Below are 12701 nucleotides of genomic sequence, written 5' to 3' on the forward strand. Positions count from 1 at the left end.
GGTTTATAATTTACAAATAATCTATTAATTATTTCCATTATATTGCTTATTTAATATGTCTTTATGAATTTAAACGTAGCGAGTGGCAATGATAATTCAAAATAACATAACGAAATTATTCGGCATTCGATATCCGATAATTCAAGCTGGGATGGTATGGGTAAGTGGGTGGAAACTGGCATCTGCAGTATCGGAAGCGGGTTGTCTCGGCTTAATTGGCGCTGGCTCGATGAAACCCGAAATTTTAAGAGAACATATTGACAAATGCAGAAGTGCCACCGATAAACCGTTCGGGGTTAACATTCCTCTGTTGCGCGAGGACGCAGCCGATTTAATTGAAACGGTAATTGAGAACGACGTAAAGATTGTATTCACGTCAGCTGGCCATCCTGGTAAGTTTATTGACAAATTAAAAGCGAAAGAAATTACAGTGGTTCATGTTGTCCCTTCACTGAAATATGCTCTAAAAGCTCAATCCGCTGGGTGCGATGCCGTTGTGGGCGAAGGAATTGAAGCAGGCGGTCACAATGGGATTGACGAAATAACCACTTTCAGTCTTATTCCACAATTAAAAGATTCTATCGGCATACCAATTATAGCGGCGGGTGGAATTTCAAACGGCAGATCGATCGCCGCTGCTATGGCGCTCGGTGCCGAAGGAGTACAAATCGGGACACGCTTTGCCGCTACAATTGAATCCTCGGCACATATTGATTATAAAAAGAAATTGGTCGAATCCGAAAACGAAGATTCAGTATTGATCCTCAGAAAAATTGCACCTGTTAGAGTAATCAAAAACCGTTTTGCTCTGGAATTAAAAGAACTCGAAGAATCAGGCGCAGACAAAACCCTGCTTTTAAATAAATTAGGTCGTAAACGGGAACGACTCGGAATTTTTGAAGGCGATCTTGAAAACGGACTTTTAGAAGCAGGACAATCCCTCAATTCAATCAAAGAAATTCTTCCTGCAAAAATTGTAATTGAGAATCTATTGAAAGAAACAGTCGATGCAATAAAAAATCTAAGGGATATTTGCAATGAATAACGAACCGCAGACATTAGAATATATCTATACTTTTAAATTCGAAGACGGATCGGAAAAAGTTTTTACTATTCAGCTTGATGCCGAGACGCTCAATATTATTACCCGCGAGACGGAGGAAATTCCCGAATGGGCATACAATTCCGACTTTCCCTGTAATTCTGAAAAGTGCAATAACTCAAACACTCAATACTGCCCCATTGCGCTGCACCTCGATAAGATAATAAGATTCTTCAGCGACAGAGTTTCCTACGAAAAGGTCTTTATAACCGCCGATATAAACGGAAGACATTATTCAAAAGAGACTACTATCCAAAACGCAGTAAGCAGTTTAATCGGAATTATAATGCCTAGCAGCGGATGTCCCATACTCGGTAAATTAAAACCTCTGGTTAAATATCATTTACCTTTTTCATCAATTGAAGAAACCGAATATCGCGTTTATTCGATGTATTTGTTTGCTCAATATCTCAGACATTTAAAAGGATTGGATGCCGATTGGGAAATGAAGCACCTGCACGATTTATATGCACAAATTCTCGATATCAATCGCATAATATCACAAAAAATTGCACAACTCGAAAACCAGGATGCCAGTTGCAATGCAATTATAGCACTCGACAATTTTGCACAGTTCATCAGCTTTAACCTTGAGGAGAGCGACTTTTCCAGCTACGATAAAATATTCAGAGTCTGGTTCGATTAATACCAGAAGTGAAATTGAAGCACAAAGGCATTGTTCTTAATTCCCGCCGATTCGAGATTTATTCTGTACTGTGGCCTGACTTCAATAAAACTGTACGGAAAAAATTCAAATCCAAGAATTATATGCTCGAATTCATTGTCCGGCGTAGAATCGTCATAATCGAAGTAATCATATCGAACTATAGCATCGATGCCCACGTAAACTTTATAAGCGGCTTCCAGCATTACAGCTCTGCTGTAGATTCCTTCAGCCACATAATTCCGAGCAATATCGTATTCTCCCATAAGCGAGAAGTATTTTAATCCGAACCCAGCAAAACCACCATACATTTTAGATTGAAGTGATGAAGACAAAACTTTCCTTTCGAAGGCTACGTAAGAAGCGCCTACAAGTATGTTAGCATCTCCCATTTGTCGGGTAGTTTCGAATCGCAATGTAAAAGTCGGGTCGCTCGAAAATAATGAACTTGATTTTGGTTTCCCCATACTTGCTGTAATTAATGTATTGTCAGTTAAATACGCTCCCAATTCAATGCCAGTTTCAATATAAAATGGATTATAGAACATCCCCTGAATTCTTCCGAGTGAAAAAAGCAGACCGAAATCCCCGCCTTTTGAATACGCCGTATGATCGTCGATACGTATTCCGTAATAGGGAACGAAGGAACCCACTTTTATGTAGCTCTCGTTCGGTAAAATGCGCCCCACGGCATAGGCTTCCCAGATAGATTGTACAAAATCGTATCGTGTAATAACGTCGATCTTTTCGGATATTGAAGCGTTCATATAGAGACTCCCACTCATGTCCTGGAAGTCGGAACGATTCTTTTCCTGTGAATAAAGTATTTGTGTTCTGTAGTCGAATCCGATAATTAAATTATCCGTAATAGCTGGCGACAGGGGAAGATCTTTTTGATGCGGAGAAATCAAACTCAGCGTGTTCTTTCCAAAATAAAATCCGTCCTCGTTCCTTATAATGCCACCTGTTGGATTAACGTGACAATCGACACAACGGTCACCCTGTTTAATTGCAAAACGAGGTAAGGCTATTATTTCGGAAATCATAAAAAGTCCGAATAAAAGAGAAAAGATTTTCATATTTCTTCGCATAATTATTTAAGCAAAATCATTCGAGCTGATTTGTTAAAATGACCCGCTTGAATCGAATAAATATAAACTCCAGCTGCCACACTTATGTTATTGTTATCTTTACCGTTCCATTCAAATTGATATGTACCTGCAGGATAATTACCATTTACGAGCGTTCTGATTTCCTGCCCTTTTATATCATAAATTTTCAGCGTTACAAATTCACTGCGCGGAATGGTAAATGAAATATTAGTCGAAGGATTAAATGGATTTGGGAAATTGTTATGAAGTTCATACTTTGCCGACAAAATAATATCGTCGAGTGATGTAGGAGCTGGTTTACTATTTGGATCGCCAGGATTTGTAACAAGGTTTATGTCCCCTGGATTTGGCTGACCCGTACGCCACAATCCGGCAGGATCTTGCAATTCCTGACCGTTAGTAAAACCATCGCCATCTGAATCGATATTTGCCAGATTTTCATTCCAGAAATCCTCAAAACCGCCAGGTGAAACAAGCGCTTCGACTGCTTTTCCAAATGAATTTCTTACTCCGCCTCCAGAAGGATTTACATGACAATTTGCACAATCAAATTTATTTCCGTTCGGAATCTTCGAAGTACGAAACCCTCTTGAAATTAATATTGTTGTAGATACGAAAAACGACAGGACTATAGCCACTCTGATTAACTTAGACATAAAGCCTCCGTTTGATAAATTCAAAACAGAGGAGTGCTCATACAAGTTCATTGCCGATGGGCAAAGTTAAAATTCTTTTTATATATTAGATATTAACAATTAGTTTGAAAGGAAAAAAATGGAGTATTATCCGACATTATTAACATTCCATATAATATTTGCAGGCGGCTGGATTTTCAGCGCATTGATAGATCAACCTTTTAAGAATTATATTAATGAAGCAAACACGAAAGATAAACTGGTAGAGCTATATCTCGTGTTGACTAATAAACTGGGGATGGTAGCTTCAATAGGCATATTACTCACCGGTATTTTGATGGTCATCTTCAATCCGGTCTATGGCTTTTTTGAATTTACATCTAATCACTGGCTCTTATCAAAACAAATACTAATGGTTGTCATTCTTTTGATAATTTTTATATACGTTATACCCACCTCAAAGGTCCTCAGAAAGAGTATAAAAGAAAAGAGTGATGAACTGAATACTAATTTGAAAAAAATCTATAAATTAAATACGATTGTAAACGTTCTGGTATTAATTAATTTTCTTTTTGCAATAACGCATCGATTTTTCGGATAATCGGAAATAATGAAAAACATATTAGTATTAGGTTCAACTGGCTCCATCGGTAAAAACGCCCTGAGGCTGGTCAAGGAGTTTAGGGACGAGTTTAAAATTGCGGGATTAACAGCCCACAGTAACATCGATTTGCTGGAAAAGCAGATAGAAGAATTTAACCCTCCGGCAGTGGTGGTCGGTGACGAACAAAATGCAAAAATCTTAAAAGAAAGGATTAATGGGCGCTGTGAAATTCTTTACGGTGAAGATGGTCTTATAGAAATTGCCCAAAGAAACAATTACGACATTCTACTTTCTGCCATCGTTGGCTTTGCAGGTCTGAAACCAACTATTGAATCGATTAAACTCGGTAAGAGGATTGCACTTGCCAACAAAGAGACTCTGGTAGTAGCTGGCGAATTAATAATGGAACTTGCAAGGCAATTTAATTCAGAAATTATTCCGGTCGATTCCGAACATAGCGCAATTTTTCAATGCTTGCAGGGTGAATCGAAAAAAGAGATAGATAAAATCATTTTAACAGCTTCTGGGGGACCTTTCTTAAACAGAAACAAAGCTGATTTCGAAAGCGTTACAATTCAAGAAGCTCTCAGCCATCCTAATTGGAATATGGGTAATAAAATTACGATTGACTCCGCTACGATGATGAACAAAGGACTTGAAGTAATAGAAGCTTATTGGTTGTTCGGATTAAAAAAAGAACAAATCGAAGTTTTAATTCATCCGCAATCTGTCATTCATTCGATGGTTGCATTTCAAGACGGCTCAATCAAAGCGCAATTGAGTACGCCCGATATGAAACTGCCAATTCTCTATGCACTAACATATCCCAGCAGACTCAATTATGGCGGCGTTAAGACAGACTTCAAAAAAATTGCGCAACTGACGTTTTTTGAGCCAGATTTTGATAAATTTGTATGTCTTAAATTGGCATACAATGCTATCGAAAGTGGAGGCATTGCACCCTGCATATTAAATGCAGCAAACGAACTTGCGGTTGATAAATTTTTGTCGGGTAAAATCAAGTTTTCCCAAATTCCCGAATTAATTGAAGATGCGCTCGTCAATCTTTATGAAGATGTAGAATTGTCGTTAGAAATTATTGAAAAATACGACCAGAGAACGCGCAATTACATAAACAATAGATATAAATAAAAAAAGAATGTTATGGACTATATAATATACTTCGCAATAACCATTGGAATCCTTGTCTTTGTACACGAATTCGGTCATTTTGCGGCAGCTAAACTTTCAAAAATGAGAGTGGATATTTTTGCAATCGGATTTGGTAAACGGTTATTTGGCTGGAATAAAGTCACTGGTTTTACTTTCGGCAATTTACCCGAAGACTGGGACGGAAATGGACACACTGATTATCGTCTGTGTCTTTTTCCACTGGGCGGCTACGTTAAAATAGCTGGTATGGTAGACGAGAGTTTTGACACCAAATTTACCGAGAGCGAACCGCAGCCGTATGAATTCCGTTCAAAATCGACTTTGCAAAAATTGTTCGTCATTAGCGCCGGAGTAATTATGAATCTGGCGTTAACTTTGATGATTTTCTGGGGCATTAATTATTTCCAGGGCAAGCAGGTAATAAAATCTACCACTGTTGACAAAGTACTACCAGGAAGTGTAGCCGAAAAGGCAGGTTTTAAATCCTACGATAAAATTTTAAAAGTCAATGATACTCCGGTTAACAACTGGGAAGACGTAATTTCCCATATGCTCATTCAAAGTAAAAAGAATATCAACGTCACAATTTTAAGAGACAACAAGGAATATACACTTACCATTCCTCACAATGTTATTGCCGAAAGTTCACAGGAAGGATTTTTTATCTATCCATATCCGACAAGACCTTATATTCAGGATGTATTAGAAAATTCTCCCGCCCAAAAAGCTGGCATTAAACCTGGCGATATTTTCCTGACAATTAATAAAATCGAATTGACCGACAGGGAACGAGCAGTTGACTTAATTTCATCAAATCCTAACAATAAACTCGAAATTAAAATACTCAGGAATCAAGATACACTTTTAACTGAGGTAACGCCCACAGATGAAGGAAAAATCGGAATTGTCATATCCGACATTTACTCGGGAGATTATGATATAATTAAATATGGCGCATGGGAATCAATTACACACAGTATATCGAACATCGGTAATTATACTGTACTTACTTTTTCACTATTGAAAAAAGTAATTACAGGAAATATTGCTTTCAATCAAGCATTCGGAGGCCCTGTAAAAATAGCTCAGTATGCAGCTAAGTCTGCCGACAGTGGAATTATGTCATTCTTACTCTTTCTTGCAATGTTAAGTTTGAGTTTGGCTATCATCAATATCCTCCCATTCCCTGCTCTCGACGGAGGACACTTGCTTATAATTCTTATCGAAGGAATTTTAAGAAGAGAGTTACCGGTCAAAGTCAAAATTGCTATCCAGAATGCCGGCTTTATTATTCTTTTGATGTTGATGGCATTTATAATTTACAACGACCTTATAAGTTTATAATCGTTCTTTGAGTATTATTCAGTTCATCTAAATTAACGGGAACAATGCAAGCCCCAATTTGAGTTTGTATTGTTTCCGTTACATATTCCACACCTTTTTAATTTTCACATAAAGCAAGACATTATAAGCGGAGAGACGCCGATGAAATACTATATTAATTTCTTCTTCATACTTTTTGCAATATCGCTTGTAGCACAGGAAAAAGAATATAAGTTAGATGAAATATACGTAACTGCTGGTAGAGCGCCAATTACATTTAAGGAAATCGCCCGCAGTATCGTTGTAATTACTTCCGAAGAAATCAAGAACCTTCCAGCAGCGAGTCTGGAAGATTTAATTGGTGCGGTAAATTCCGTCGATATCCGCACCAGAGGTGCAAACGGCGTTCAGAGTGATGCCGGTATTCGTGGTGGCACCTTTGAACAGACATTAATCCTCATCGACGGAATAAAAGTTAACGACCCCCAAACGGGACATCATAATATGAACTTACCCGTTTCGGTTTCCAACATAGAACGTATCGAAATTCTAAAAGGACACGGCTCCAGAATTTTCGGCGCTAATGCCTTTAGTGGGGTAATAAATATAATTACAAAGAAGAAAAACGACCCGAGTGCTGATGCAACGGCTGAAACTGGAAGTTTCAATTCATATTCATATTCATTCTCCGCCTCGCTTCCCACTTCATTCATAAATAATACAGTTACATTCGGTAAGAAAAAATCGGACGGTTATATTGCAAATACGGATTATGACATAACCGATTTTTCAATTAGTCAAAATGCAGGTATTGCTTCCCGACCGATTAACTGGTATTACGGTTATACGAATAAAAAATTCGGAGCATATAATTTTTACAGCGACCGTTTTCCGAATCAAAGGGAAGAAACCACTACGCAATTATTTTATGTTTCATCCGAATTAAATCTGTCAGAAGTTTTTTATTTATCTCCCAAAGTTTATCTACGCAAAAATCACGACGATTATCTGCTCGACTATACAAGACCTGACTGGTATCACAATATTCATAAGTCAACTTCTTATGGATTTGAGTTACAATCGACGCTGGTCTCGGATTTCGGTAAACTCTCATTCGGAGGAGAATATAGCGGGGACGAAATTGAAAGTAATAATCTGGGCAATCACAGGAGAGAAAAAAAGGGATTTTATATCGAGCAAATGTTTTCTCCCACCGATAAAATAAATTCATCTTTCGGATTTTTTGTCTATAAATACGATCGAGCCGGATGGAAAATATGGCCTGGATTCGACTTTGCATACAATCTCAATCACACAACGAAAATCTACACAACGCTCGGTAAGTCGTTCAGAATTCCTACATTCACAGAATTATATTACGACAGCCCTGCCAATAAAGGCAATCCAGATTTAGCATACGAGGAAGTGACTAATTATGAAATCGGACTAAGCAGCCGCGCTATTAATTATACTTACGACCTGAATTTATTTTTAAGATCTGGTTACAATTTAATCGATTGGGTAAGAAAATCGGATTCCGATCCATGGCGCGTGGAGAATGTAACGGAATTGAATACAACGGGATTCGAGTTTAGCTTTGGAATTAATCCATCTTTTTATATTTCCGATTTTTTCATTAAAAACATTAATCTGAGTTACACATATTTATCGTACGATCGTAAAGCGGAAGGTTATCAATCGAAATACTTGATCGACAATTTGAAGCATCAGCTCGTATGCTCGCTTGCGTACGAACTACCGTTCAACGTAAATCAAACCTGGATTGTTAAATACGAAGATCGCTTAAACTACGGCACAAATTTTTTAACGGACACACAATTTAATTACAGCAATTCTTCCTACCAATTTTACATTCGAATAACAAATTTATTCAACGTAAAATACGAAGAGATACCGGGCGTACTTCTACCTGGCAGATGGCTGACGGCGGGATTCAGAATAAAATATGAACATCTCGATAAGCAATAAATATTTTTGAGCTTCTTTTCTTATATTTGCAGCTAAAAAAACAGTGAGGTGTGCCATCGAAAATAGTCGTAACGAAACAGTGGAAAAAATCGTATCGCTTGCAAAGCGACGCGGATTCGTATTTCAATCAAGTGAAATTTATGGCGGTTTGAACGGATGCTGGGATTATGGTCCGCTCGGAGTAGAACTACTCAGAAACATCAAGGATGAATGGTGGAAGGCAATGACCTATCGTGACGACATCGAAGGATTGGATGCTGCAATCCTTATGCATCCCCGTGTTTGGGAAGCCAGCGGACACGTCGAAAATTTTACTGACCCGATGATCGATTGCAAACAATGCAAGGCGCGTTTCCGTCTCGATACACTCGCCGAACTTATATCCGACAAAAACAAAGAAAAAGCTCTCAAAGAATTTAATGAGGTGGAAGGCGAAACACTCGACGATAAATTTACATCATTACTCGAAAAGCCTGAAACAGCGCCGCAGCTTTTGAACTTAATAAGTTGTCCCCAGTGCGGCAACAAAGGCACTTTTACACAACCCAGAAAATTTAACCTGATGTTCAAAACTTTTTTAGGCCCTGTCGAAGATACGAATAACGTAATATATCTTCGACCTGAGACAGCTCAGGGAATTTATGTCAACTTTTTGAACGTTGCTAATTCAAGCAGGCAAAAGTTGCCCTTTGGAATTGCTCAAATCGGAAAAGCATTTCGAAATGAAATTAACACGAAGAATTTTCTCTTTAGAACACGTGAATTCGAGCAGATGGAAATGCAATATTTCGTAAAGCCTGGAACCGACAAAGAATACTACGACTACTGGAAAGAAATACGCATACAGTGGTTCAAATCCCTCGGGATGACGCCATCCAAACTCCGCTTTCACGATCACCCTGCAAACAAGCTTGCTCATTATGCTAAAGAAGCAACCGATATCGAGTACGAATTTCCTTTTGGCTGGGGCGAAATCGAAGGCATTCACAACAGAACAGATTACGACCTTAGCCGCCATCAGGAATATTCGGGTAAATCACAACAATATTATGACGACGTTTTAAAAGAAAAATATATTCCTTATATCATCGAAACTTCAGCCGGTGCCAGCAGGTCATTTATGGCATTTTTAATCGATGCTTATTATGAAGAAGAAGTTAATGGCGAAATCAGAAGTGTTCTCCGTTTTCATCCGAAGCTGGCGCCAATTAAGGCAGCTATTTTGCCCCTCGTTAACAAGGACGGAATGCCGGAAATCGCACGTAAAATTGAATCGGAGCTGCGCCCGCATTTCAAAATATTTTATGACGACAAAGGTGCTATCGGTAGAAGATATAGAAGAATGGACGAAGCCGGCACTCCCTATTGCATTACAGTCGACACTCAAACACTCCAGGACAATACCGTAACAATACGAGAGCGCGACTCAATGGAACAGGTAAGAGTCTCGATCGATAAACTTATTGCCTACCTTAAAGAAAAATTAATGTAACCGATGCGGCTCGAATAGAGCCGCATTTTCATTTCTATAGAATTCCAGACCTTATTTTTTTATCTTGTGTTAATAACTCGGGAATATTTGTTATGAAACGTTATTTACCCATTCTACTATCGCTCATTTTTCTCTATTGCACTGATAGTCTGCAGGAAAAAGGATCGCCGGAATATATCAAACAAATTAAAGATTGGCACAAGAAAAGAATTGAGAATCTAAAAAAGGAAAATGGATGGTTGAATTTAGCTGGACTTTACTGGCTCAAAGAGGGAAAAAACAGTTTTGGTAGCGATCCTTCGAACGATATTATTTTCCCTCCCGAAGCACCTGCTCATATCGGTTATTTTATTTTAAAAGATTCAACGGTCACGGTTAAAATTGACGATAATATTGAAGTTTATGAAAACAACACACCAGTAAAAGAAAAAGTAATGCACAACGACATGGAAGATAGCACAACAGTTTTACAGTTAGAACGATTTAAATGGTTTGTGATTAAACGCGGCAATCTCTTTGGTATTCGACTCAGAGACCTCGAAAGTCCTCTCTTAAAAAACTTCGAAGGAATAGAAACGTTTCCTGTCAATAGCGATTGGAGAATTGAAGCCAGATTCGAACCCTATAATCCTCCAAAAAAAATTAACATCCCTACAATTATCGGGACAATCGAAGAAGAAATGTCCCCAGGAGCATTGATATTTGAAAAGGATGGAATAACTTATCGATTAGATGCAATTGACTCAGGCGATAAATTATTTATTGTTTTTGCAGACAAAACAAGCGGAACTGAAACATACGGAGCAGGCAGATTCCTCTATACCGATAAACCTGATTCAACTGGTACAGTAATCATCGATTTTAATATGGCATATAATCCGCCATGCGCTTTTTCCAGATATGCTACATGTCCATTGCCGCCAAAACAAAATTATTTGAATCTAAGAATTACAGCAGGTGAAAAAAATTACGGGAAGCTGCATCATTAAATGAAAAAGAGGGATTCTAAAAATAATTATATCGAGCTGATTACACATCAATTGAGAACTCCACTTTCTACAGTTCAAAGCTCGGTCGACCTGCTCGAGTTGTATATTCGAAAGGGAAACAAAGCTCGTCAATTGCAAATACTCAACAAAGTTAAAAAAGGTTTGAATGAACTTAGAAAGATTATCGATCAATCCACGTTAATTTATAAAGCAGAGACAAACAAACTCAGCCTTACAAAAAAGGAGTTTAATTTACGCGAATTAATTAATGATATAATCGAAATCGTAATTACAGATACATCCGATAAACATTTTATCAACGTTGACATAGAAAATTCAGCAGAGACAATTTTCTCCGATGAACTGATATTAAAAGAAATTTTATTGAATCTGGTTACAAACGCCATAAAATACTCGCCCGAAGGAGGACAGATAAAAATAACTGCTGCCAGAAGAGGTAACAGAACCATTCTATCGGTCAAAGATGAAGGGATGGGAATACCGGCATCAGACATCAACAAAGTATTCGAACCGTTTTTTAGAGGCTCAAATACCTCAGAAATAGAAGGAGCAGGTCTCGGACTTTCAATTGTTAAAAAATTATCCGCTCTGCTTCAAGCTGAGATCGAAGTTGAAAGCACAATCAGTAAAGGCACTGAATTTAAACTTGTTTTATAAATGAAGAGAGTTCTAATAATAGAAGACAACAAAGACCTGGCCGAAAACATTGTATTGTTACTGAAAGAATTCGGTTATGAAACCTATTGCGCATATAATGGTTCCGAGGGATTGAAAACTTTATTTAAGATTCATCCCGACATTGTTTTATGCGACATAATGTTGCCCGATTTAAGTGGATATAAAATCCTGTCGAGCATTAAAAAAATAGATGATATAGAACCGCCCATATTTATTTTTCTTACGGCTAAAGGTGAACGTATCGACATAAGAAAAGGGATGGAACTCGGAGCAGACGATTATATTCCCAAACCATTTACTTATGCAGAACTTCTAAATTCAATTAAAGCTCAACTGGAAAAGCGAAATAAATTTATTAAGACGCACGGAAGAATAATCGACAATAATGAAGGCGCAAAAGAATTATTGACAATGAATGATTACATCTTTATTAACGATAAAAAGCATCCTGGCTTTTATAAAGTTCAGGATATAACCTGCATAATAAGCATGAAGGATTACTCAAAAGTCAATATACGCGACGGCAGGATGTTCCTGTTGCGCAAATCGATGAAAGATTGGGAGAAGCAATTACCCGCAAATAAGTTTATAAGAATTCATCGTCAGACAATAATCAATATCGAATTTGTAGAATCGTTCAAAAAAAGCAGCAGCAATCGATACTTGATTAAATTAAAAGGATACGAGAAAGAATTCGATGTTAGCCAGCGATCGGTAAAAAAAATCAAGCAATTTGTCCTATAAAATTATCGCTTGTCTATTTATTTAATCGCTCGTCTAAAAACTATTATTTTCTCCCCTCATAAAATTTATTTTTGTTGTGCACCCTCTGAGAAGTGGAATCGAAAATGATTTAAGAAATATCAAATGTTTCGATTCCACTTAATTTTTTAGTCAGATGAATCCCAGCCGGAAGTTA

12 protein-coding genes are annotated in these 12701 nt (G+C 37.7%); 10 read left to right on the top strand and 2 right to left on the bottom strand.

Features of this window, described 5'->3' with window-relative positions; all coding sequences use genetic code 11:
- The first annotated feature begins 88 nt into the window (after positions 1-88).
- Together ACSSV9_RS01555 and ACSSV9_RS01560 are read left to right on the top strand one after the other, a co-directional pair.
- Positions 89-1045, top strand: a complete 957-nt coding sequence (locus ACSSV9_RS01555) for an NAD(P)H-dependent flavin oxidoreductase (RefSeq protein ID WP_437345450.1) — start codon at positions 89-91, stop codon at positions 1043-1045.
- On the top strand, positions 1038-1748 hold the full coding sequence (locus tag ACSSV9_RS01560; protein ID WP_437345451.1) for a DUF6901 family protein: 711 nt from the start codon (positions 1038-1040) through the stop codon (positions 1746-1748). Before ACSSV9_RS01555 ends, ACSSV9_RS01560 begins: the two co-directional genes overlap by 8 nt.
- On the opposite strand, the gene ACSSV9_RS01565 is transcribed toward ACSSV9_RS01560, so the two are convergent.
- Positions 1745-2812, bottom strand: a complete 1068-nt coding sequence (locus ACSSV9_RS01565; RefSeq protein ID WP_437345452.1) for a hypothetical protein — start codon at positions 2810-2812, stop codon at positions 1745-1747. The two genes, ACSSV9_RS01560 and ACSSV9_RS01565, sit on opposite strands and share 4 nt — an antisense overlap.
- 47 nt (positions 2813-2859) lie before the next feature.
- Positions 2860-3534, bottom strand: a complete 675-nt coding sequence (locus tag ACSSV9_RS01570) for a FlgD immunoglobulin-like domain containing protein (protein ID WP_437345453.1) — start codon at positions 3532-3534, stop codon at positions 2860-2862.
- 118 nt (positions 3535-3652) lie between these two features.
- Between ACSSV9_RS01570 and ACSSV9_RS01575 the strand changes: the two genes are divergently transcribed.
- The 8 genes from ACSSV9_RS01575 to ACSSV9_RS01610 all read left to right on the top strand — a co-directional run bounded on the left by ACSSV9_RS01575 (position 3653) and on the right by ACSSV9_RS01610 (position 12526).
- A complete protein-coding gene (locus ACSSV9_RS01575; protein WP_437345454.1) occupies positions 3653-4114 on the top strand; it encodes a hypothetical protein in 462 nt (153 codons plus the stop codon).
- A 9-nt stretch (positions 4115-4123) separates the two neighbouring features.
- Positions 4124-5269 (top strand): 1-deoxy-D-xylulose-5-phosphate reductoisomerase, encoded by a 1146-nt coding sequence (locus ACSSV9_RS01580; protein ID WP_437345455.1) that lies wholly within the window; start codon positions 4124-4126, stop codon positions 5267-5269.
- 12 nt (positions 5270-5281) lie between these two features.
- On the top strand, positions 5282-6634 hold the full coding sequence (rseP, locus tag ACSSV9_RS01585; RefSeq protein ID WP_437345456.1) for an RIP metalloprotease RseP: 1353 nt from the start codon (positions 5282-5284) through the stop codon (positions 6632-6634).
- 141 nt (positions 6635-6775) lie between these two features.
- Positions 6776-8602, top strand: coding sequence for a TonB-dependent receptor plug domain-containing protein (locus ACSSV9_RS01590; protein WP_437345457.1), 1827 nt, complete (start codon positions 6776-6778; stop codon positions 8600-8602).
- Between the two features lie 88 nt (positions 8603-8690).
- Entirely contained in the window at positions 8691-10094 is a 1404-nt protein-coding gene (locus ACSSV9_RS01595; RefSeq protein ID WP_437345787.1) for a glycine--tRNA ligase, read from the top strand.
- A 92-nt stretch (positions 10095-10186) separates the two neighbouring features.
- A complete protein-coding gene (locus ACSSV9_RS01600; RefSeq protein WP_437345458.1) occupies positions 10187-11083 on the top strand; it encodes a DUF1684 domain-containing protein in 897 nt (298 codons plus the stop codon).
- Complete coding sequence (locus ACSSV9_RS01605; protein WP_437345459.1) at positions 11084-11761, top strand: sensor histidine kinase; 678 nt, start codon at positions 11084-11086, stop codon at positions 11759-11761.
- Complete coding sequence (locus tag ACSSV9_RS01610) at positions 11762-12526, top strand: LytR/AlgR family response regulator transcription factor (protein WP_437345460.1); 765 nt, start codon at positions 11762-11764, stop codon at positions 12524-12526.
- Positions 12527-12701 lie beyond the last annotated feature (175 nt).

It is taken from the genome of Melioribacter sulfuriphilus, from assembly GCF_051488685.1.
Lineage (GTDB): Bacteria > Bacteroidota > Ignavibacteria > Ignavibacteriales > Melioribacteraceae > Melioribacter.